Raw genomic sequence first — 22,115 nt, 5'->3', positions numbered from 1 at the left:
ACGGTGCGGACGTTGGAGCGGTCCCCATGGCCGTGGCCGGCGCCACCGGCCGCGTATCCCGTACTACGAGCTGACACCGCCGTTGCCTGCAGCCTCAGCCGTCAGCCGCGCTCTGACAACTCCACGACGACCGTGCCGAATTGCTGTCCCTCGATCAAGTCGTGAAACGCCTGCGGGGCGCGATCGATGCCCGCGATCCGGGTGAGGGGAAAGTGGATCGTGCCTGAGCGAAGCCAGTCGGCGAACCGTCCGGTCCACTCCGCTTCCACGCCGGGATGGGCAGTGCCGATGTAGCCACCCAGCGAGACGGCCTTGATGATGAGCCGGAAGGCGTCGACTTCCACCGGTGCGGTGGCCCCGGCGCTTTCCGCCGCCAGTTGGCCAGAGAGCGCCCCGACCAGTGCGAATCGTGCGTCCTGCCGGGCTGCGTTCACCACTGCGGTCAGTTGGATGCCGCCCACGGTGTCCAGCAGAACGTCGACTCCCTCGGGCGCGGCCTCGGAGAGCTGCCTGGTGAACGCCTGCTATGCGGCTTGGGAGTCGCGGGTGTTCCGTACCTCGCGCCACGACCCTGCAGTCAGTGCCGCGTCAGATCCCAACTCGGATACGAGACGCTCGGCTTTCCGCGGTGAACCGGTGGTTCCGATCACTCGCGCGGCGCCCAGCAGCCGGGCGACCTGCCCGGCCAGAGATCCCACTCCGCCAGCGGCACCAGTGATCAGGACTACGTCGCCCTTGCGGACTGCGGCAACCCGGGTCGGCGCCCCGTACGCGGCGGAGCCGGAGGAAAGCTGGGCAACTGGGTCGGGCAGAGCCGGATCGATGACGGTGCACTCCGCCACGGGCACGAGGGCATACTCCCGCCAGCCGAATAGGTGTGTCGCCAGATCGCCGGGGCGCAGCGGACTGTCGTGCGGCGCGACAACCACCTCGCCGACTGCCGGCCCGTACAACGTGTCCCCGGGACGCATCCCTGGCACTGGAGTACCCTTCGCGGCCCCACCGATAAGGGTGCGCAGACCACCGAAGACCAGGAACTGCCGGTTGCGGACGAGAACGTGGTGCTGTGTGGGGGCTGGCACGGAAGCCTCGACAATGGCGAAGGCTGCGCCGACCTCAACATGGCCGCCCACGTGCCGCAGCCACCCGCGCGCGGCCGGCACCAGCCACGCCTTCTCCGGCAGCTTGCCGATCGCGGCCTCGTCGTTCTCGGTGATCGTCCAGCCGACCAGGTAGCGCACGGTGCGACGGGCGGTGTTCAACGCTTCCAGGTGTGCGAGCAGGTCATGAGTGGTTCCCGCGCCGTCGACACGGACCAGGATCTTCGCCCCACTGGAACCGGGGATCTGCCGCAGCGCGTCGCTCAGCACGGCGATGCGGTCGGCGACCGTGTTGGACCCGGCGTTCCCAGGCCGAAGAAGCATCGATAGCGACTCCTGCGTGTTCGCGCACCAGCACGCCAGCGGGTCGAAGCCCCACGTCTTCTTGAACGAGACCGCCGTCCCCGCCTTGTTCGAGGCGGAGGTGGTGATCGTCGTGTGAAGCAGCCCGGCCGCAGGGTGAATCAGCTGCCACACATGGCGGCCGCGAACGTGCACAGCGCGCCGTACGCCAGGGTGGCCGCTCGGGCCGCGGCCCGAGCGGCCATGCCGGACCGGTCAGGCTCCTGTGACACGACGCCGACGGTGGTAGTCGATGGTGACCGCAGCGAGGAGTGGTCCCCAGGCGACGAGGGGCAAGTAGAGGAATCCGGCGATGGTGTTGCCGAGAGGGGTCATGTTCGGGTGGGGGAAGGCCCACCAGAGGGCGAATTGGGTGAGGCCCAGGGTCAGCGCCCCGGCGCCGAGGCCCGCCGCCACGGTGACCGCGCGTGGGTTCGGCCGGCGCCCGCCGACGAGGGGGATCCACCGCGGCAGCACCTCGCCCCACGGCCGGACCAGCCCGAGCGTGAGCAGCGCCAGCAACTCCCCGGCCATACTGAGCCCGACCACGTACAGCGCACCCCGGCCGGTGAAGCCCATCGCCTCGTACCCGGCCTCGGTGTACCCGGCGGTGAAACCGGTTGCCAGCAGGAGACGCCAAATCCCGGATGGCAGGGTGACCAGCGCGGCGGCGTGGGCGGCCCGAACGGCCCAGCGGGGCGGGGACGGAAGGGCGGGGACGAGTCGGGTGGCAGTCATGTGCACGGCTCCTGGTAGGCGAGTGCCGGGTCGTCATCGCGCAACCGCATCCGGCACAGCTCCCGGTAACCGGCGAACTTCGATGCGGGGCGGGAATGTCAGTACGGCCGGTAGTAGACGTCGATGGGGGCGCGCGCCTCATCGAACAGGGCGGGGCCGTCCTGCGCCACCGTCGGCCATTCACCCGACTGCGGGTTGAGTTCGACGAGTTGCTCGGTGGAGAGCGCGTATACGACCCGCCCGAGCCCGGAGCGGACGATGCCGCCGGCGCACATGGTGCAGGGCTCGCAGCTGGTGTACAGGGTCGTGCGTGTGGCCGCCTCCGGGTCGAGTTCGCGGGCCGCCCAGCGGGCGAGTTTCAGTTCCGGGTGGGCGGTGATGTCGTTGTCGCGCCGCACCGTGTTGTGGGCTTCGGCGAGAATCGCGCCGTCCGGGCCGGCCAGTAGGGAGCCGTACGGTGCGTCGCCCAGGGTGACCGCGCGGGCTGCGATGCCGATGGCGTGCCGCAGGAGGGTCTCGTCGGCGGTGGTGATCACGATGGGGTCCTCCGGTGTGTGGCGACGGCGGTGAGCGCCCGCCAGGCCGCTTCGGGCCGACGGGTCTCCTCCGGATCTCCGTGGTAGGGGTCGAGTACGACAGTGTCCGCGCCGAGCAGCCGGAGCTGGCCGAGATCGTCGAGGATCTGCTCGACGCTGCCGACACCGGCGGGCCGCTCGGGGGCGTCGACCGGAGTATCGGTCATCCGCAGCGCGATCCGGGGCGCGAACGCCGGCAGTGAGTGGTTCGTCAGGACCGAGCGCATCTGAGGGAGGGAGAGCCGCAGCGGGTGCCAGGCGTCGCCGAACCTGACCGTGCGTCGGATCGCCGCCTCGCTGTGGCCGCCGACCCAGACGGGTATCGGGCAGGCACCGTCCCCGATCTCCGTGTGCCAGGCCTCCCGCAGGGCACCCAGGTACTCGTCGGTCAGTCTGCCGCGCGCGGTGAACGGCACGCCGAGCGCGTCGAACTCCTCACGCGCCCAGCCGACGCCCACCCCGAGGACGAACCGGCCGCCGCTGAGTTGGTTGAGGTTGGCAGCCATCCGGGCCACCAGCAGCGGATGCCGGTAGGGCAGTACGAGCACCGTCGTGCCCAGCCGCAGCCTCGTGGTGAGGCCGGCCAGCCAGGACAGCGTGGTGAACGGCTCGTAGAACGTCTCCGGGTACCGCTTGGCCACGTCCGGGGTGACGGCCACGTGGTCCGACACCATGAGGAGGTCGAAGCCGAGCCCCTCCGTGATCCGCGCCCACTCGCGCAGGATGCCGGGATCGGTTCCGGGCCCGAAGTTCGGTACGTTGACGCCAAGTTGCATGAGTCGAGGCTATCCCGGTGATCACGGCGGGCGGAACCGAATCCTCCCGGCAACAGCGGCATCCTGCCGTGGATCTGCCGGTAGAGTCGCGACATGGCCGTGAATCTTGACGACGTTGACTGGGCGATCATCGGGCAGCTGCAACGGGAGGCTCGCCTCTCCCTCAGCGAGTTGGGGCGGCGTGTGAAGCTCAGCTCGTCGGCCACCACGGAACGGGTGCGGAATCTGGAGTCGCTGGGTGTCATCACCGGCTACCACGCTGTGGTGGACCTGGCCAAGGTTGGCTACCCCGTGCTGGCCGTCGTCCGGTTGAAGTACCCGGGCAACCGGCACCAGCCGTTGCGCCGGCTGCTCGCCGACCGGCGGGAGATCCTGGAGTGCCTGCGCACCACCGGCGACGACTGCTACACCCTGAAGGTGGCCGCGACCTCCATGGAGCATCTGGAGACACTCGTGGACGAGCTGGCTGGCTTCGGCAGCACGACCACCAACGTCGTGTACAGCCAGACGCTGCCCTATCGCGGACCCGACCGCCCCTGACACAACAGCTGCCCGACCGCCGCGTTCCCGCCCCGACCGCCTCGGCGGCCAACGCCCAGGTGCCGGCGGAACCCGGCGTGCTGGAGGCCCGGATCGACCCGTTGCAGGTCGCGCCGCGCACCCGGCTTCCGTGCGCTGGTGACGTCCCGTCGTCCGATCCCGCATCTCGCGGGGATACAGGTTGCATGCATGGTGGCGCGGGGCGGCCGGGCTGTTGCACTCAGGCACCGCCGAATCCCACGAAGACTCCCGGCGCGACGCGAGTCCTTCGAGCAAATCACCGAAGTGTGCGCGAGATCCTGGAGAGGCCAAGACGGGAGCAGGCCGCACGGGCCCAGGCAAGCGTCACAACTTGCCCAGCCTGCACGGCCGCTATCACGGAACGGGCAGGACATGGTCGGCGTCGCCCTCTGCTCCATCCGCCGCCACGACCGCACCGTGGGCGAGGTGGAAGAGCTGAGTGTCCGGACGGACCAGCGGCGCCTCGGAATCGGCCGGGTCCTGCTGCTGGACGGGCTTCGGAGCCTTCGCGACCAGGGTGCAACGACCGCCCGGCTGTTCACGGGCACGGCAAATCCGCACCGGTCCTACGACCTTTACGAGAGTGTGGGGTTCCGGCGGCAGAACGAGTACGTCCGCTACCGCAAGCCGCTTGCTTGATCGACCGGCCATTGGGCTGTCTGGCCAGTCCACAGGATTTGACAATGCCTCGGCTGAGCATCAGCGCGACCAGAACCCCTCACGGCCTGGCTGGCTATGAGGGCCCGGCGGTTGGGGTAGCGGTCGGCGAGCACGCCCCACAGGCCGAAGACCAGCAGCGGTGGAAGCTGCAGCGCGGTCGTGGCAACACGTAGAGCCCGCCTCGGTGCTCGCGTCACCGTCACGCTTGCGAGCAACATCGCGGGATCTCGGAGAAAATTCGTTCCCGGCAGCCCGGGGGCGCTAGCTCAGCGTGGTGTGATGGCGACGCCTTCGGGCTCGTGTCCGGTCGGCAGGGTGGCACGGACCCGCCGGGCGTGGGGGTCGATGACCGACGCGGTGTCGGACTGTTCGTTGGTGACCCACACCCGTCGGCCGTCCGGGGTCACGGCGACCCCCTGCGGCTGGACGCCGACGTGGATGTGGTCGATGACGCGGTGGGCGGAGATGTCGATGATCAGTAAGCAGTCCTGGGCGGAGTCGGCGACGTAGAGGAGTCTGCCGTCGGGGCTGACCGCGTTGCCGAGTGGTGCCCGTCCGCCGGGTAGCCGGCTCACCACGGTGTCGGTGCGGGTGTCGATGACGGAGATCGTGCCGGAACCGGTGTTGGAGACGTAGACGAGGCGGCCGGAGGGCGGTGAGCTGATGCCGCTGGGGAAGTCCCCGACCGGGATCCGCCGGACGGGGTGGGAGCTGGGGTCGAGGACGGTCACCGCGCCGCCCCCGTTGTCGGTCACGTAGGCGCGTCCGTCCGGGATCGTGGTGATGCTGTGCGGCAGCGGCCCCACCGGCACGGTGGCGATCACGCGACGGTCCGGGACGCTGATGACCGAGACCGTGTCCGACCCGAAGTTGGCCACCAGCACCTTGCGGCCGTCCCGGGTCGGCATCGCCGCGAAGGGCCGGTGCCCCACCCGTACGGTGGCCGTGACCAGCCGGGGGCCGGTGTTGATGAAGGAGACGGTGTCGGACCGGCCGTTGGCGACGTAGACCGCCTCGCCGTCCGGAGCCGCCCCCACCCCGGTCGGGCCGTAGCCGACCCGGACGGCACCGAACTTGCGTTCCAGTCGGGTGTCATAGGCCGAGACGTTCTCCGACCCGCTGTTGGCCACGTAGGCGCTGACGCGGACCGGATATCCGGCCGCCCGGCCGGTGTCGGTGCGCGGTGGCACGCCGGCCCCGACCAGTACGCCGCACAGGGCCATGGCGCAGGTCGTGCCCAGGCGGAGACGGAGGCGCCGGGACGTTGGCGGGGTACTCGGACGATGCCGGGCGGGTCCCTTGCCGGGCAGCGCGCCCGGGGTACGACGGTGCATGGTTCTCCTGGGGCAGTAGTGATCACTGCGCACCACGACACCAGCCATCGCACGATCCCGCGCAGTCCCACTGAGCCGGTCAGACTTATCCGTGCCCCCTGGGGAGTGAGCCCCGGGCGAAATCCAGCGGCATATGCTCTCCCGTCCGCGAACGGACTCGGTAGCCTAAAGGCTTGTCCCGCAATGATCTTCTGGCGGGCGCGAACGCCAACCGGTCGCGTGGCCGTTCGCCTGTCCGTCGAGGGCCAGGTTGTGCAGTCGGGCGATGCCGTTCATGGCGTGGTGCACGCCGTTGCCCTTCAAGCGGCAACCGCGGAGGATTCTCCAGCTCTTCATGCGGGCAAACGCGTGTTCGGCACGGGCGCGGACCTTGCGGTGGGAGCATGGTGCTCCTTTTCCAGGCCGGGAGTTCGACTTGGCCTTTCTCGCGGCGGTGCGGGATGACCAGGCCGGTGCCCCGGTAGCCACTGTCGGCAATCACCGTGGTGTTCCCGACGGCATCCTTCGCGCCAGACAGTGCCCATGCCTCGCGGTCATTGCGGTTGCCGGGGAGAGGCCGGCCGACCACCACGACGAGACGGGTATCGGCGTCGATGACGACCTGCTGGTCGGTGGAGTAGCGGTGTGCTTCGGCTGCTCGGCCACCGCGTGGTCGCGGGTGGGCACCAGGGCTACATCCATGATGAGCACCGCGTCCTTGCGGAACCGCTTGTGCGGTTGGAGCGCGAGCAGCGGGCCGAGGTGGTTGATGATGCGATCGGCTGCGGACTTCGAGGTGCCGAATGGCGGAGCGAGCTGGCGCAGCGTCAAGTTGGTGCGCCAGTACGCTGTGACCAGCAGCCCCCGGTCTTCCAGCAGCAGGCTCCACGGCCGGCCCCGGCGGACCGCATCCGCACCGTCACGCCGCGGCATCGTCACCAACCTGCCGAAGGAGTGGGGGCTCAGCCCGGTGAACGGGGCTGTCCGCACACCTCTGACGCCGTGATCACACCAGTCACGCCAAGACCATCCCATCCGTGACTGCGCGTTGAGTTGTGCGGTCGGCGTGCGACCGACTGCGCGGGGTCACCAACCATGTCACGCCAATGCTTTTCAGCGGAGCGGATGAGGTCATCGCCGAGGCGTTCGAGGAATCGGCCTGCCAGGGCGAGCCGGGCTCCGGCAGCGGTCTCGGCTCCGAAGAGCTCGGCGCCGCGCAGCGCGGTGGCGGCGAACCGCTGGTTGGCGGCGACGCTGGCCGCAACGGTCCGCAGGCCCGCCTTGCCGTCGAGGAAATACCGGTAGCGGCGGCCGCCGTCATCGCGGCCGCGGCGGATCAGATCCTGCTGTTCCAGCAGGCGGACCGCCTGCGAGATGGTCGCCGCGCTGACTTGCAGGTGTTGCGCCATCTCGATGGCGGTGCGACTGCCGGTCTCGGAGGCGAACAGGCAGGCCATCACGCGGGCGGCGGTGCGGGGGAGGCCGGTTTCGACAAGTGCTGTGGTGAGGTCGGTGACGAACGCGGCCGTTGCGTCGGGGTCGGGGCCGAGATGCTCGATGGTTCGCTGCACCGGGGCGAGGGGCTGCGGCCGACGCTGGGCTCGGTGGGTGGTCGCGAGCTGTGCCAGTTCCGCGCGGTACCGGGCAGGTCCGCCGTTGCGCGCGACCTCGCGGCTCACCGTCGAGGCGGGGCGGTTCAGGCGTCTGGCGATGTCGGCGTAGCTCAGGCGCTGTGCCAACCCCACGGCGATCTGTTGCCGGTCGGCTTTGGTCAGCCTGCGTCCTGGCATCGGGTCGGTTCCTCTGATTCGGTCGTCTCGGCACCCAGTGTGCACTGACCGCCGATCGTTGCAACACCCTCTCCTGCGCCGTGCATTGACCATCACTGTCATTGCAATCGACAGTCGCGTAGCTGACCAGCGCAAATAGCGGGGTCCCGAGGAGATGGCCGTTGACTGGCATTTCGACGCGTGCCTAACGTTCGGCTCCGATCGCCGAATACGGGTGTCAGGTGGTCTCCCAGGGAGAAGTGGGGTGGCAGCGCGGCCAAGGTCGCCGTCGAGCTGATCTCCAGAAGCACCCCGAGTCGTCCCTGCGATCCGTCCGCCGAACCGATTCCCATCGACGCCCGGTGAGACGCAGCAACAGATATCGATCGATTGTCAGGAGCATCCCATGCGAGCCAAAGGCATCACCTACGACACCGGCTTCACTCCGGGCGGAAAGAGTTCGCGGCCGGTCTTCGACGCCGATGCGGTGCGACGCGAGATCCGCGTCATCGCAGACGACCTGCACTGCGATGCCGTGCGGATCACCGGCGGCGACCCTGAGCGACTGGCCCTTGCGGCCCGGCACGCCGCCGATGCCGGGCTTGAGGTCTGGTTCTCCCCCTTCCCTTGCGAACTGTCCGCCGAAGAGCTGCTGCCCTACTTCGCCACCTGTGCCGACCGCGCCCAGGAGGTGGGAGCGGACGTCTTCGTCACCGGCTGCGAACTGAGCCTGTTTGCCGCCGACATTCTCCCCGGAGACGACAGCCTCGCCAGAATCGAAGCCCTGGCCAGCGGCGCGCCCGAGGCATTGGCCGGGCTCGCGGAGGTTCCTGCCCGGCTGAACTCCTTGCTGGCCAACATCGCAGAGACGGTGCGTTCACGGTTCCGCGGAAAGATCACCTACGCCTCCGGAACGTGGGAACAGGTCGATTGGGCGCCTTTCGACATCGTCAGTGCGGACGCCTACGGCGATTCCGGTGACGCCTTCCGTCAGGGCTTGCGCGAGTATTTCCGGCATGGCAAGCCGCTCGCGGCGACCGAATTCGGCTGCTGCACCTACCGGGGCGCTGCCGAGCGCGGCGGCATGGGCTGGGTAGATGTCGTCGATCACGACGCCGATCCGCCCCGCATCAACGGCGATTACGTCCGCGACGAGGAAGAACAGGCTCACTACCTGCGCGAGATGCTCGCCGTCTTCGACGAGGAAGGCGTGGACACCGCCTTCTGGTTCACCTTCGCCGGCTACGAGTACCCGCACCACGCCGACCCGCGCTTCGACCTCGACATGGCCTCCTACGGGGTATGCAAGCTGATGCCCGACGGCAGCCTCGCCCCCAAGCGCTCCTTCCGCGCCATGGCCAAGGCATACCAATCAGCAACGTCAGCGTTGCCTGTCCAGGGTGAGGACGGCCCTACTGATGTTTCCGAGGGCGGTTCGTGAGCCTTTGAGTGGTTCTTTCGTCGCCTGATGATGTGGGTGCGGGCGGAGTCCACTGGTCCACGTGCAGTGGTCTGCTGTGGTGGCGCGGTGAGTGAACGCAAGCCGTACCCCGGCGACTTGACGGGCGAGCAGTGGCCGTTGATCGAGCCGGCGATTACGGCGTGGAAGGACCGGCACCGCTCGGTCAGCGGCCATCAGGGCGCCTACGCGATGCGGGAGATCGTGAACGCGATCCTCTACCAGGGCCGGCCCGGCTGCCAGTGGGCCTACCTTCCCAACGACCTGCCGCCGAAGAGCGCGACGTACTACTACTTCGCCGCGTGGCGAGACGATGGGACTGACCAGGTCATTCATGAACTCCTGCGCTGCCAGGCCCGTGAGAAGGCCCACCGGTGAGAGGACCCGACCCTGGTGGTGCCGGACACCCAGAGTGTCCACGCGGCGGCCGGGGTCCCCGCCTCCACGACTGGCCGGGACCCGGCGAAACGGCTGCCGGGCCGCAAGCGAGGACTGGCCGTGGACGTGCTGGGCCTGGTCATCGCCGTAACGAGGCCACCGGCCCCCTCCGGGCCCGTGACGTCTGCGATGCCCTCGACCACGAACTGCTGCCGAAGAACATCGAGGGCACCCGTGCAAAGCTGAAACGCCTCGTCAAGCTCGACGTCCTCAGCGAAGTCGACGCCGGCAGCGTCACCGGGAAGCAGTAGCCACCCCGCGACCAGCAGCCCTGCCACAGCAGTGACGAAGACCGATAGGCGGCCCCGCGGCGTTCGGTAGCCGGTGGTCAGCAGCTTGCGAGGACTTGTTGTTGGCCCCGGCGAGGATTGATAGCTGGCCCCGACGGGCATCGGGTCCGTTCACCCTCGCAGCCCGACGCCACCGGCAGGCTGAGCGTCGATCCGCTCGGGAGCAGGCCACTGGCGTTTGCGCCGTCGCCGTCCAACGGTTGCCCGCACAGCCGCGGCCGTACTCGTCCTCCTTACGCGTCACCGGGTGCGGTGGAATTCGATGATCTGGGCTGTGGCGGCGCCCTTGGTGATGAAGGGGTCGGACGCGACTGCGGCCTCGATGTCGGCACGGTCGCCCTCGGCGACGATCAGGCCGCCGGTGCGGGGTTCCAGGCGCCCGGCCATGCGCACCATGTCACGGGCGAACACCCCCTGCGGGTTGTTGTAGTGGGCGTCCTTGAGGTCGTCGATGACGGACAGGGGGGCCTGGTAGGTCAGCATGATCAGGTACATGTGCCCAGCGAAGCGCACACCCGTGCCCGCGCGCCAAGACTCCTTTGCTCGGAGCGCATAGGCTGAAACCTATAGCAGGAGATCGGAGGCGTGGATGGATGAGCTGACCGGGATCGGTATCCGGCAGCTGAGCTACTTCGCGGAGGTGGCCGAGGCGGGTACGGTCACCGCGGCAGCCGAGCAACTGCACATCGCCCAGCCCAGCCTGAGCCAGCAGATCCGTGCGCTGGAGCGGCGGGTCGGCACCCCGCTGTTCCACCGCAGGCCGCAGGGGATGGAGCTGACCGACAGCGGCCGCGTTCTGCTCGAGGGCGTTCAGCGGGCCTTCGCTGAGTTGACGTCGGCCGTCGCGGCCGCGCGGGGCCTGCCCCGCCAGGCCCTTGTGGGTGTCTGCTCGGGTGTGCCGGAGACGGTGCTGCGCTCGGCGGAAGCCGCGCTCCATGAGCACGGCCCACTGCACCTCTCCCTTGAGCGGGTCAGCTCGCAGGACCAGGTGGGGCTGCTGAGACGAGGCGATCTCGCCTTCGGCCTGTTGCGGCTACCCGTCGACCGCACCGCATTGACGGTACGCGTCATCAGCGACGAACCGCTCGGCGTGGTCGTGGGCAGTGCCCACCGGCTCGCTGCACGCACCGCGCTGACCTGGGACGACCTGGCCGACCAGCAGTTGTTGTGGTTCCCTGCGGGCCGGGCGCCGGGATACGCCTCACAGGTGCTTGCCCAACTGGCCGAGCACGGCTGGAGTCCCGTACTGGTCAGCGTCGACCACAGTAGCCACACCCTGTTCCGGCACACGCTCAGCGGCCGGAGCGACCTGGTAGCACTCCGGCCGCGGCACGCTGTCGCCGACGATCCCGGCCTGGCCTGGCGCCCCGTCGGCCCCCGCGCGCCACGCGAGAGGCTCGCCCTCACAGCCCTTCGCGACGGCCCCTGGGCGAAGCTGATCGGCTAGCGTCCTCCGCGAGGAGGCCAGGGAAGCGGCGCCGCCGCGGCGGACGGGCCGGAAGCAGCGGGACTATCCGCTCCCACAGATCATCAGGAACAAGATATTCAGGCACCCCGCAGACCCTGCCCGATACTCCTCGCGCTCAGCCCGCCGAAGTCCAGGCTGAGAACAGCGCCCGTGCGGACTTCGCTGGAACGGTGAGGAGTCCTCCCGCCCCGGCGTCTTCCGGGATGGTGCGGGGGAGTTGAGCCCCTGCCCCGCAGTTCAGGGGGAGAGCGCCTGATCGTCGATCGGGAGGGCGTCGGTTCGATTCCGGCCGGGGTCGCTTGCACTCATCCGTTCAGGGTCTCCACGTGGACACCTAGGTTCGCCAGGGACGTCCGGATGAACCGAGCTGTCTCGGTGCTACGAGTGAGGCGTCCCCAGTTCACGATCCGCACTGTGTCGTTGCGTTGGACCCTGTCCACCAGCTCTAACCATCCAGAGCCTGGCGGCTCTGTGGAGACATGAGCGTCAGAGAAGACGTGGGTGCAACCTGATGCGATCAACTCGGCAGCCTGATCGTCACTCTCGACGGAGGCAGCCATCGCGTATCCGTAGACGGTCATATGCCCAGCGTACTTGCCGCCATCAGGGGAGTTGCCTGATTGATTCGAGGAGGTTGCGTGGTCTGGCATGGCAGTAACCGATGCTCCCGCTTCCCGGCGGACTGGTCGGTCCGTCGCCTGTCCGTGTCGAAGCGGGATGGCTTCCAGTGCGTTGCTGTCGGAGCTCGCCTGGGGCGCGGGCGAACTGCTGGTCTCTTCGCTGCGCGGCTTGTCTTCGCCGAAGTTGTCCCCGTTGTACTCGGTTTCTGGGGCGGCATGTCCTGGGCGGTAGTGGATTTGGCACCGATGCAGGTGTCTGCCGGTGTGGCCGAGGACGTGCTTCGACGTGACTATGGCCGTGACCGCGAGATTCTCGAATGGGGTGCGGCGCATTCCGGAGCCGCAACTCGATACGTCGCCCGCGGGGTTGGCGTGTCTGAGCGCGTCGCGGCCCGCGACCTGGACCGTCCGGCCGACGACGGGCTACTGGCGCTCGTTGCGGGAGGTACGACACTCGCCCTTCGGTCCTGGCGTCTGGCCACCTGGCCGAGACGGAATCCGGGGAGTGAAGCGGAAGAGCTCGTCGTGCGGGCGCAACATAGCCGACGACCACCGGTCAGCGAAACCGGGGATCGCCCGGAGCATTGACGGTGTTCGCACTCGGCCGGCTTGGCAGTGGAGCCGTGGCGGACGCAGTGCGCTTTGCGTGCCTGCCGACATGAACGCGACGAACTGGAAGAGGGGCCTCCGCGGAAGCGATCCTTATGGACGTACGAGAGACTACTGAGATGCCGAACGTGTCATTGGCATGGGTCTATCGAGATGCGCCGAAGCTGGGCCTCAAGGGATACAAGCCGGGTCGGGGGCGCAACGCGAAGATCCAGTTTAAGAAGACGGAAGTGCTCAACTGGTTGGAGCAGCAGAAACTGCTCTAACTGCCAGGAATCTCGGCGATCTTACAAGTTGACCACGATCAGTCTCTGTTGAGGCATCGAAGCCAGAGTCCCGTACGAATCCTGGAGCGCTACCGGTTTGTGTCGGTGGACCTCACCCCTTCAGGCGCGCCGGTGGGCATGGGCTCCCTCTCGCTCGCAGGGAACGGCGCATCGCGCCGATCGTTGCGGAGTTGGCGGCGCTCGCGACGGCCGGTAGGGCGCCCAGCCGTCGAGGCGTTACGGCAGTGCCGCATTGGGCAACGTTCGCCCTCTCGCGAGGCGGTCGGTTTGCGGCGCGAGGCTGCACTGGACAGCCAGAGTGATCATGCGGCTGAACGCGTGCGGGTCCGGAGAAGCGCGACCGTCGGCCTCTGTGTGCCCTCGTCGCCGTCAGGGTTTGCTGTCAACTTCGCCGTATCCGGTTCTTCAGGGGTGGACCGTGAAAGTCCTGAGCCTGGCCACTCGCCTCGAACTTGTATCGAGTGGTTGACACAATATCGCGATCGCGGCATCTTGTACTCGCCACTTGATACAAGCCTGGTTTGCGCCAAGTGCTGCCCGCTGCCGGGCGCGTGCCGCGCAACTCACACCGCTCGCTGAGGTCCCCACATGCTCGATACCGCTCCGCCTGCGTCCCGCCGCCGCGTCGATCGCTACGCTCGCTGGTCCGGTCTGGCTGCGGGAGTCGTGGCCGCGCCGCTGCTGGCCACCATGCCAACCAGCTATTTCGGCGACGATTACGGCATGCCCATCGTGCTCGCTATCACAGGCTTCGGCCTGTGCGCGGTCGGTGGTGTCCTGCTCGGTGACGCCCTCACGCCCCGCCCTCAAGAAGCGGTGCGCACCGCCGGCCTCGCCCCGCGCCGGGTCAGAGACCACGTCCCGCCCCGGATGACCCCCGTGCTTCTCCTTCTGGCGGTATCCCTGGTCGTGCTGCTGGTGATCGGGCTCGCCACTGCCTCCCCCGATGCCATAGGCCGGGTGGGCCGGGCGCTCACCGTCACCTGCAACGGCGTGACCAAACCCATCGGCCCCTGGCCCGGCATCTTCTACGGCACGCCGATCCTCGCCTCACTCACCCTCGGAACTGCCGCCTGCTCCTGGGCCCTGCGCCGTATCGCCTACCGCCCGTGCAGCGATCAGCAACGCCGCGCCCGCTCGCGGGCGATCACCGCGGCCTGGGGGCTGCTGGTCGTGCCACAGCTGCTCCTCGTCGTTTTGATGATCGCCACCGTGCTGACCCACACGTCCTGTGCTGGCGCGCTCGGTACCATTGCCGCCGTGGTGATCTACCCCCTGGGCCTGCTGAGCCTGGCCGCTCTGGCAGGGTGCCTGTTCACGATGGTGGCACCCCGTGCGGCCCAGCGATGACTGACCCCGCCATCCGCGTCGATACCACCAGCCCGGTACCGCCGTACGAACAGATCCGCGCCCAACTCGCCGCCCTGATCATCACGGGTCGGCTGGCTGAGGACGAACGTCTGCCGACCGTGCGTCAGCTGGCCGCCGACCTGGGACTGGCATCGGGCACGGTGGCCCGCGCCTACCGCGAACTGGAGGCCGCCGAGTTGATCCGCACCCGCCGCGGCGCAGGTACCCGGGTCGCGGCGCCACCCTCCGAACCCAAACACCCCGACGCTGACCAACTCGCCACGCTGGCACTGAACTTCATCTCTACCGCCCGCGTTCTCGGCGCCGACACCGAAACCATCCTGACCGTCATCCGCAAGGCCCTGGGCTGATCTTGGCGTTTAAGGTCGCAGGTCACTCGACCTGCTGAGATCCCCGGGAACCGGGGTACGTGACGCGGCCGTTCTTCACGCTTCGAGATGTCGAGTAACGAAGCACGAAAGAACGGCCGCTGCCTATGAGTCTCCCCGTCGACGCGCCCGCAGGCGAGGCATTGAGCGCGCTGTCCCGCTTTCGGGTCGAGTTCTACGACTGTCTGTACGGCCGTGCTGATGCGCTCTTCGACCTCACCGACGCGATTTTGTGCGCGGACGGGCCGGTGAAGACCCTGGTCGAGCTCTGCCTGGCGGTCGAGCACCGACGGGGGCACAGGGCCCTGTATGCCGCGTCGGACCGGGGCTGGCTGGAACCGACGCGGTGGCGCCGCACGCTGGTCGGCCTACCGCTGCCGAGGGCGACCGACGGCCGGATCGTGCTGGCCGCCGATGTCAGCAATTGGCTCCGCCCGGATGCCCCGACCAGCGACGACAGGCTGTTCTGCCACGTCTACGGGCGCGGCGACCGCAAGACGGATCAGCTCGTGCCGGGCTGGCCGTACTCCTTCGCCGCCGCCCTGGAGACCGGCCGGACCTCCTGGGTTGCGTTGCTGGACGCCGTGCGCCTGGGGCCACGACGTCGGCAAGGCAGTCACACGCGCCGAGTCGATCAGGGAACACCAAGCCCGCCCGCGTTAAACGCCAAAGAAGTCGTTTCTTTTGGTGGTGGATCTCCCTGATCGCATTCCGTCAGCTTCGGTCACCCGCTCCACTCCGCCCGTGCACGTTCGATAGCCACCGCGGAGGGCGGGGGCGGTGATCCAGGGCCGTTCCCAGGCGCTCGGTGCGTGGGCGGGGCGGTCTGTGGATGGGGCGGTGACACCGAGCGAAAAGGGGGGCGTGGCCTTCCATGGGCGCCAGGCAATCCCTTGGCCGTTGCGGACCGTACGTAAGGGTGTGCAGAGGTTGCAGCCTATGGCGCATTCCAGGAGGCCACCAATGAACGCGCCAGTACTTCGGCGCGGTGCCGCCACCCTGATGGCCACCGCCATCGCCAGCACCGCCGGCGTCGCCCTTGCCGGTCCTGCCGGCGCGACCACGTCTTACGGTCACCCGCACCAGAAGGTCGTCGTGATCATCGTGAAGGAATCGCGCCACTGCAGGGACTTCAACGTCGTCAAGGTCGTCGTCGTCAAGAAGGATCGCAAGGTCATCATCATCAAGGAGTTCCTGCGTTGCGACTTCCGGAGGCACAACGATTACATCTTCTTCGCCAAAAAAGTCTTCTTCAAGCGCGCATTCCGCACAACGCACAAGGTGTTCGCGATCAACGCACCGGCCCGCGGGACAGTCCCGCTCACCCCTGCGAAGGTCCCGTTCAGCACCGACCCGACCCGCATCTCGATCAACGAGCCGCGGACCCCGATGAACCTCACCTCCCCGTCCTCGCTCGGCAGCATCACCCCCGGGTACGTCAGCGGGTCGCCCAGCGGCAGCACCGCCGGCTCCGGTGCGGCCGGTGCCAGCCTGGGCGCCGGCGGCGTCAGCGCCGGTTCCGGTGCGGCCGGTGTGAGCATGGGTACCGGCGGCATGGCAGGGATGCGGTGAGTCGGCAGGCACCCGAGTCCCTGGAAGCACGCACCGAAGGCATGGCTCACCAACTCCGCGGCGAGAACATCCGCTTCGCCATCTGCGCCCACACCTCCGGCGAATCCGTACCCGTCGGCGTCGCCGCCCTCCTACCCGTCCACGTCGTCCGCACAGCCGAATACGTCATCATGCTCGCCCGAGGCCCGCGGACGCGGTCTGGGCGCCCAGGCAACCCACGTCACGCTCGACTACGCCTTCCACGTCACCAACCTGCGCATGGTCTGGCTCAAGGTCCTCGCCACGAACAAGGCAGGAATCCGTACTACGAGAAGGCCGGTTTCCGCGCGGCCGGGACCCTCCGGGAAGCCGGCTACTGGCTCGGGCAGGTCTGCGACGAACCCGTCATGGACGCCCTCGCCAAAGAGTTCACGAGCACTTCCCTCGTCACGAGTCTGCCGGCAAGTCAGACCAAAACCCGATGGGCGCCCCGTGACTGTCGTGCCGCCTTCTGCTCACGCCCGCCCGCTCGGCGTGCGGTAACGGCTGGCAGTGCGTCGACAGCGAGCCCAGCCGCGGTGAGAAGCCGTAGCAACCACATCTCACACTGCCGGCAACATCGTCACCGGCAGCCAACTCACTCCGTTCGCCGGAGGCCGGCTGCGACGTCTCACGTCACGTCACTTCACTACGATCGTGCCGTGCATGAACGGGTGGATGTCGCAGCCATAGCTGAACGTGCCGGCGGAGTGGAACGTAAAGCTGTAGGAATCGCCGCCCCTGAGCACCGGAGAATTCAGTCCGCCTGCGCCGGTCACCGTGTGCGGAGCCCTATCCTCATTGATCCAGGTCACCTCGGTACCCTTGCTGACGGTCAAGGTGGACGGCGAGAACGCGAAGCCGGCGATCGCCACATCGTTGGCCGCCACCGGTGCGCCCGGAGTGGCGGGCGCCATCGCGACAGTGGCCGCCCCTCTGAAATACCCGTGCTCAGCGAAATGCCGGCCGTGTCCGCCACCGGCCCACGCGCCCGCCGTGGAGAGGCTTGTGGCTGTGGCGGCAGCCACCAAAACGATCGCGACGCGACGGCGGCGAGTCCACTTCGAGGAATCCGCAACTGATCTAGGTGTCATGATGTCGACCCAATCCAACTCTGGTGCGGGTCTATGCGCGTCCCGCGAGGATGCAGGTCGCACATCCGGACATAATCGACGATACTCTGCACATTCCCGGGGCGTACAGCGGCTGTTGGGGCCTCAACGCCGCGACCGGGCGTGACAACACGGTCCACAAACGCCTCATCAAAAAGGCGCACCCGCGCAGCCCTCCGGCGGTACCGCAATCACGCTGTCCGACCTGGCCACTTGCGTCCGCGTCGCCTCGGGCGCCACGACTATCTGTGTGGGCATTGATCTTCGGGTAGACGCGAGCGAACAGCGGATGCGAAATCGGCTTCCGCATTCCGTGCGCCTGTACTCCTCGCCCGGCCCCGGCTCCTGGCCCCGGAAAGTCTCCGCAGTGGGTACAGCGCAGCAGCCCTGACCGCCGGCGCCGGTCCGCCGCACCGGCCCGGCTGCTGGGCGTAGCGGTCAGCAGCGGCATGATTCTCGGCTTCGCGCTGTCCTGCGCCGTTGGACTGTCGGCCTACCAAGAGGAAGGCTGGGGCCCGCCGTACGGAATTCTGTCCATGGTCGCCGAAGTGGTATTCATCGGCGCCTTCTTCACCTGGTACGGCGCCGGGAAGGTACATACACCGGCCGCTTCGGTCACCCGCCCCACTCCGCCCGTGCACGTTCGGTAACCGCCGTGGTGGGGGTAGCAATCCAAGGCCGCCCCGTTCGCGTATACCCTACATATAGGCGTATGCGCAAATATGGGAGGTGTGGCATTTGGTACTGCCGGAACCTCTTTGCTGAACCCGCGACATGGGAGTGCTCAGACAGGCGAGAGGAGTGCATCATGATCGCCAAGCTGCTCGGCAAGCTGTCCTTCACCCGCAACTACGGTGCGTACGGTTGCCACGACTGGGGCACGCACACCGGCGACGACAGGGTGTGACCACACGGTCGGCGGGCGCCCCCGGGCTCCCGCCGGCTCCCAGCCGCGCTGCCGACGATATCGGCCTGGACAGGTGCGAGAGCCGGGACGATCTCATGGGCCGGACGAATGAGCCGCCGCGGTTGCCGGGGGGGGCGGTTTTGCGGCCTGGAGCCGCGACCGGCTGGCACTGGCGCGCCATGGCGCTGAGGAGTGCGGGGGAGCTCTGGCAGTTGGAGCCGGGTGTCTACGTAGCGGCTGCGGCCGGGCCGTGTGAAGCGGCGCACCCGACCTGGCCACCTCAGCGGCGATAAGGCGTACTCATCCCGTCGCAACTGCCGGTACCTGCGCTGCCGCCAGATCAAGCACACCCTTCCCGAACCGAGGAACCAGCGGGCCGACAGGCAGCACCGTGGCAGCCAAGGCGGTCGGCCCACCGGCTTCGACAAGTCGCTCTACAAGCGCAGGAACGAAGTCGAACGGACCGTGAATGCAATGCCTTCAAGGCGTCACGGGCCGTGGCGACCAGGTACGACAAGGGAGCGGATGTCTTCCATGACACCGTCATCCTCGCCGCGATCCGGCTATGGCTCCGGTGAGGACCGACCCGACGGTCCTTAGCCCGTGAGACGGGCAAGCTCCCACGGGTCGTGTGCGCTGAAGACGGTGACCTCGCCCGCGTGGTCGCGGCGGAGGGCGCGCAGTCGGTCGCGGGTGGCGATGCGAGCCGCAGCCTCGGTCTGTGCTCCCTGCTGGACCGGGTCGAGGACGGGGTGGGAGAGGGGCGGGGTGTGCTCGATCTCGCCGTGGTACATGTACGCGTCGCCCGCGTGCAGCAGCCACCGTCCGTCGCCGTCTGGTACGGCGACGCCTGCGTGCCCCGCCGAGTGGCCAGGCAGCGGCACCAGCAGCAGCTCGCACGCGAGCCCCTGCGGGCGCGCCACGCCGGGGAAGCCGAACCACTCCGTGGGCTCGTCCACGGAGGCGGGGGTGAGCAACGGGTCATGTGCCCGGTGGGCCGGCATGAAACGGTCGAGGCTGTGCCGGTGGTGTGCTGCCGCGGAATCGGTGACGGCCTGGTACTCGTCGGGGTGCACATGCACCCGTGCGTGAGGGAAGTCCGGCAGCCCTCCGGTGTGGTCGCGATGCAGGTGGGTGAGCACGATGTGCCGTACGTCCTGTGGCGCGTACCCGAGGCGGACGACCTGGCGCAGCGCGCTCTCCTCGGGGGCCAGCGCGGGCTGGGCGTAGGCCACCCAGTCGACTCCCAGCGACCGGTCGGGGTGCTGTACGTCGGCGGTGCCGAGGCCGGTGTCGACCAGGATCAGCCCGTCCGTGTCCGTCTCGATGAGCAGGCAATGGCAGACGGCGGCCAGTTCGCGGTTCACGACGCCTGCCGCAGGCTCTTCGCCGAGCGGCGGAATCTTCCGGAGGGAACCGCAGTTGAGGTGGTGGATACGCACAAGGCCCCCTGGAGGCGAGTGGGTGGGCTGTTCCCGACGGACGTTAGGAGGGGCCTTCGTGGCTCACCAAACGGTTGGACACGCACAGACGAGTGATCGGGACGGCCCGCTGGCGGACTGCCCGGAAAGCGCCCTCGTTCCGCCGGGCGACGAACCGCGATGCCCCATCGACATCACCCTCGCCGCGCTGGGCGGCCGTTGGACGCCGCTGGTGATCCGCGAGTTTCTGCGCCGCGGTCAGGCCACGTACTCCGAGCTGTCCGCCGCCCTGCCCGCCCTCTCGGACAAGGTCCTCTCAGACCGGTTGACCCAGTTGACCAGTGCGGGCGTCATCGAGCGCCACCGCACCCCCAGTTGGCCTCCCCGGGTCCGCTACGTACTCACTGGCCAGGGCCGGGCGCTGGAGCCGGTGGTGCGCAGCATGTGGGAGTGGGGCACGGCGCGACGGGACACTCCTAGCTGATCACCAGACCCGTCGGACACGGCCGAGTACTCCAGCCGTAGTTGTGATCTTGCGTGACCGGCAAGTTAGTTTGCGAGCGCCTTCTGTGATCACTCCGAGTGAGAGTCGTGCGGCGTGATCCGGGGGTCGAGGTGCGCGGTAGCGGGCCTGCGCCCGCGGTACGACGCGGAGGTGGCTGGGCTGGCCGAGTGGGAGAGGGCACACGATGGTGTGGGAGCCCGCCCGGGGCCGGTTCACGGCCAGGGCTGGCTCTACGGGTACCACCGCACTCGCCCGTGGCGGATGCCGCTGGACTACACCATGAAGGCGCCGATGCCCTGATCAGGTTCGGATCACGTCGCGGGCGTGCGCGTCAGGGTAGAAAGACCCAGCTCGACAACGGGCACCGATACAGCTACCTGCGCGACCTGGCCCAGGTGCCGGAGATCCTTACAGCGCAGGGCCTGGACGTCCGCGATATCGATCGGTTTGTCGTAGACGGCTGGTGGGAGGACGGCGACGCCGAGTACACCCTGATCCACACCCTCCGAGGTGGCCGGCCGGCGACGATCACGGTTGCGCCCTACCAGGCTCGCTCAGGTGCCCGGGGACCGCTACGCCGCTGCGCCTTCACCGACCACGACTTCAGCCCCAGGTCGCCTGGGTACGCGAGCTACCACCGTCCGAGCAACCATCTCTTCGGCGACTGTTGCTCCAGCCCGTTCGCGGCAGGCGGTCAGGCCGCGGTCGCCGTTGTGTGGGACGGCGCTACGGCTCCCCGGCTCTACCACGTCGACGCGGTCGGGCGGAAGGCGACGCTGGTGGCCCGAACTGATGCCTTTCACCGGCAACAGCTTCGCCGACTTCAGCGTGCAGTTCGACCCGTTCCGGCCGGAATCCAAGGCGAAGTCGGAGGAGGAAAGTACCCGGCGGCACCTGTCGGTCGCGGGCAAGGCGATGGCCTACGCCGCGCTCGGCCAGGTCGAGGAGTCCGCCTTCCCGGTCTTCGACGAGATCATCGCCGGCTTCCCGACGGTGTCGCCGGACAACGCGGCGTACTTCGGGAAGAAGGCCGCAGCCAACCGCGACGAGTTGTTGCCCGGGCTTTCGAACGCAGACCTCATCGCCACGTTCCAGGCATACCTGGGGGACCTTCTGCTGCGCCGGCTTTCCGCCGCGCTACGGAGCGGGTTGCCTGGCCCGAGCCGCTCCACCCGATCGAGCCGCCACAACTCACCCCGGCGGCCCAATTTGGTGATCGGGGGAGGTTGCGCGCCGAACATCAAGTGGAACAGCATGCTGCGGGCCAGCGACCTGTTCGAGGACATCTGGATCGCGCCGTTCCCCAACGATTCGGGTGCGGCGATCGGAACCGCCACCTGCGAGATGATCCGCACGAGCGGCCGCATGGCGCTGGAGTGGGACGTCTACAGCGGGCCTGGGATCACAGCGGGCGAGCTGCCTGAGGGATGGCATCAACGGCCACGTGACGAAAGGGAGTTGGCGGTGCTGCTGCACACCGAAGGCGAATCGGTCGTCGTACTGTCCGGCCGGGCCGAGCTCGGGACCCGCGCTTCGGGCAACCGCAGCATCCTGGCCCCGGCTACCGATCCGGCCATGAAGAGCCGGCTCAACGTCCTGAAAAACAGGGCCGACTACCGTCCGGTGGCGCCGATCTGCCTCACCTCACATGCCCAGGAGGTCTTCACCCCCGGCACCCGCGACCCGTACATGCTCTTCGAGCACCGCCTGAGGCCCGGGTGGGCCGACCGTGTCCCGGCAATCGTCCACCTGGACGGTACCGCGAGGCTCCAGACCATCGAACCCCGCCAGAACACGGCCACCGCGCGGATTCTGGCTGCCTACGCCCAGCTCGGC

General features: G+C 68.4%; 16 protein-coding genes, 1 tRNA gene and 8 pseudogenes. 14 read left to right on the top strand and 11 right to left on the bottom strand.

Annotation, left to right across the window (positions count from 1 at the left end):
- Window positions 1-101 precede the first annotated feature (101 nt).
- The 5 genes and pseudogenes from MOV08_RS06910 to MOV08_RS06890 all read right to left on the bottom strand — a co-directional run bounded on the left by MOV08_RS06910 (window position 102) and on the right by MOV08_RS06890 (window position 3,531).
- Window positions 102-1,142, bottom strand: a pseudogene (locus MOV08_RS06910) (MDR family NADP-dependent oxidoreductase).
- Window positions 1,143-1,175: 33 nt separating this feature from the next.
- Window positions 1,176-1,577 (bottom strand): annotated as a pseudogene (locus tag MOV08_RS06905) (transposase); the annotation flags it as partial.
- Between the two features lie 81 nt (window positions 1,578-1,658).
- On the bottom strand, window positions 1,659-2,180 hold the full coding sequence (locus MOV08_RS06900) for a hypothetical protein (RefSeq protein WP_275306711.1): 522 nt from the start codon (window positions 2,178-2,180) through the stop codon (window positions 1,659-1,661).
- A gap of 98 nt (window positions 2,181-2,278) precedes the next feature.
- Window positions 2,279-2,716 (bottom strand): nucleoside deaminase, encoded by a 438-nt coding sequence (locus MOV08_RS06895; protein ID WP_275306710.1) that lies wholly within the window; start codon window positions 2,714-2,716, stop codon window positions 2,279-2,281.
- Window positions 2,713-3,531 carry an LLM class flavin-dependent oxidoreductase gene (locus tag MOV08_RS06890; RefSeq protein WP_275306709.1) on the bottom strand — a complete coding sequence of 273 codons (819 nt, stop codon included), beginning with the start codon at window positions 3,529-3,531 and terminating at the stop codon, window positions 2,713-2,715. Before MOV08_RS06890 ends, MOV08_RS06895 begins: the two co-directional genes overlap by 4 nt.
- A gap of 93 nt (window positions 3,532-3,624) precedes the next feature.
- Here MOV08_RS06890 and MOV08_RS06885 point away from each other — a divergent pair, with 93 nt between their 5' ends.
- Window positions 3,625-4,071, top strand: coding sequence for an Lrp/AsnC family transcriptional regulator (locus MOV08_RS06885; RefSeq protein ID WP_275306708.1), 447 nt, complete (start codon window positions 3,625-3,627; stop codon window positions 4,069-4,071).
- A 390-nt stretch (window positions 4,072-4,461) separates the two neighbouring features.
- Window positions 4,462-4,731, top strand: a pseudogene (locus MOV08_RS06880) (GNAT family N-acetyltransferase); the annotation flags it as partial.
- A gap of 287 nt (window positions 4,732-5,018) precedes the next feature.
- Here the strand turns inward: MOV08_RS06880 and MOV08_RS06875 are convergent.
- The 3 genes and pseudogenes from MOV08_RS06875 to MOV08_RS06865 all read right to left on the bottom strand — a co-directional run.
- On the bottom strand, window positions 5,019-6,086 hold the full coding sequence (locus MOV08_RS06875; RefSeq protein WP_275306707.1) for a YncE family protein: 1,068 nt from the start codon (window positions 6,084-6,086) through the stop codon (window positions 5,019-5,021).
- Between the two features lie 165 nt (window positions 6,087-6,251).
- A pseudogene (locus MOV08_RS06870) lies at window positions 6,252-7,084 on the bottom strand (transposase).
- A 297-nt stretch (window positions 7,085-7,381) separates the two neighbouring features.
- Window positions 7,382-7,855: pseudogene (locus MOV08_RS06865) on the bottom strand (helix-turn-helix domain-containing protein); the annotation flags it as partial.
- A gap of 385 nt (window positions 7,856-8,240) precedes the next feature.
- On the opposite strand from MOV08_RS06865, the gene MOV08_RS06860 reads away from it, so the two are divergent.
- Window positions 8,241-9,275: a hypothetical protein gene (locus tag MOV08_RS06860; protein ID WP_275306706.1), complete on the top strand. Its 1,035-nt coding sequence runs from the start codon at window positions 8,241-8,243 to the stop codon at window positions 9,273-9,275.
- Between the two features lie 87 nt (window positions 9,276-9,362).
- A pseudogene (locus MOV08_RS06855) lies at window positions 9,363-9,821 on the top strand (transposase); the annotation flags it as partial.
- 440 nt (window positions 9,822-10,261) lie between these two features.
- On the opposite strand, the gene MOV08_RS06850 reads toward MOV08_RS06855, so the two are convergent.
- Window positions 10,262-10,516 carry a YciI family protein gene (locus MOV08_RS06850; RefSeq protein WP_039630363.1) on the bottom strand — a complete coding sequence of 85 codons (255 nt, stop codon included), beginning with the start codon at window positions 10,514-10,516 and terminating at the stop codon, window positions 10,262-10,264.
- A 94-nt stretch (window positions 10,517-10,610) separates the two neighbouring features.
- On the opposite strand from MOV08_RS06850, the gene MOV08_RS06845 reads away from it, so the two are divergent.
- The 7 genes from MOV08_RS06845 (at window position 10,611) to MOV08_RS06815 (ending at window position 16,316) form a co-directional block, all read left to right on the top strand.
- Complete coding sequence (locus MOV08_RS06845) at window positions 10,611-11,468, top strand: LysR family transcriptional regulator (RefSeq protein WP_275306705.1); 858 nt, start codon at window positions 10,611-10,613, stop codon at window positions 11,466-11,468.
- Between the two features lie 248 nt (window positions 11,469-11,716).
- Window positions 11,717-11,787: transfer RNA gene (locus MOV08_RS06840), tRNA-Asp, on the top strand.
- A gap of 1,050 nt (window positions 11,788-12,837) precedes the next feature.
- On the top strand, window positions 12,838-12,984 hold the full coding sequence (locus MOV08_RS06835) for a hypothetical protein (protein ID WP_275306704.1): 147 nt from the start codon (window positions 12,838-12,840) through the stop codon (window positions 12,982-12,984).
- 609 nt (window positions 12,985-13,593) lie between these two features.
- Window positions 13,594-14,355 (top strand): hypothetical protein, encoded by a 762-nt coding sequence (locus tag MOV08_RS06830; protein WP_275306703.1) that lies wholly within the window; start codon window positions 13,594-13,596, stop codon window positions 14,353-14,355.
- Window positions 14,352-14,726, top strand: coding sequence for a GntR family transcriptional regulator (locus MOV08_RS06825; protein WP_275306702.1), 375 nt, complete (start codon window positions 14,352-14,354; stop codon window positions 14,724-14,726). The genes MOV08_RS06830 and MOV08_RS06825 overlap by 4 nt, the downstream gene beginning before the upstream one ends.
- A gap of 125 nt (window positions 14,727-14,851) precedes the next feature.
- Window positions 14,852-15,448: a transposase gene (locus tag MOV08_RS06820; RefSeq protein ID WP_275306701.1), complete on the top strand. Its 597-nt coding sequence runs from the start codon at window positions 14,852-14,854 to the stop codon at window positions 15,446-15,448.
- Window positions 15,449-15,746: 298 nt separating this feature from the next.
- Window positions 15,747-16,316, top strand: a complete 570-nt coding sequence (locus MOV08_RS06815; RefSeq protein ID WP_275306700.1) for a hypothetical protein — start codon at window positions 15,747-15,749, stop codon at window positions 16,314-16,316.
- Between the two features lie 659 nt (window positions 16,317-16,975).
- Here MOV08_RS06815 and MOV08_RS06805 read toward each other — a convergent pair.
- Complete coding sequence (locus MOV08_RS06805) at window positions 16,976-17,446, bottom strand: plastocyanin/azurin family copper-binding protein (protein WP_275306699.1); 471 nt, start codon at window positions 17,444-17,446, stop codon at window positions 16,976-16,978.
- 1,165 nt (window positions 17,447-18,611) lie between these two features.
- Here MOV08_RS06805 and MOV08_RS06800 point away from each other — a divergent pair.
- Window positions 18,612-18,931 (top strand): annotated as a pseudogene (locus MOV08_RS06800) (transposase family protein); the annotation flags it as partial.
- 18 nt (window positions 18,932-18,949) lie between these two features.
- Here the strand turns inward: MOV08_RS06800 and MOV08_RS06795 are convergent.
- Complete coding sequence (locus tag MOV08_RS06795; RefSeq protein ID WP_275306698.1) at window positions 18,950-19,720, bottom strand: MBL fold metallo-hydrolase; 771 nt, start codon at window positions 19,718-19,720, stop codon at window positions 18,950-18,952.
- A gap of 133 nt (window positions 19,721-19,853) precedes the next feature.
- On the opposite strand from MOV08_RS06795, the gene MOV08_RS06790 reads away from it, so the two are divergent.
- Window positions 19,854-20,258, top strand: coding sequence for a winged helix-turn-helix transcriptional regulator (locus MOV08_RS06790; RefSeq protein ID WP_275306697.1), 405 nt, complete (start codon window positions 19,854-19,856; stop codon window positions 20,256-20,258).
- An 813-nt stretch (window positions 20,259-21,071) separates the two neighbouring features.
- Window positions 21,072-22,094: pseudogene (locus tag MOV08_RS44115) on the top strand (carbamoyltransferase C-terminal domain-containing protein); the annotation flags it as partial.
- Between the last annotated feature and the right edge of the window lie 21 nt (window positions 22,095-22,115).

The sequence above is a fragment of the Streptomyces yunnanensis genome (assembly GCF_029011865.1).
GTDB lineage: Bacteria > Actinomycetota > Actinomycetes > Streptomycetales > Streptomycetaceae > Streptomyces > Streptomyces yunnanensis.
Note: the sequence above shows the minus strand (reverse complement) of the source record. Positions and strands in the feature narration are given on the sequence as shown.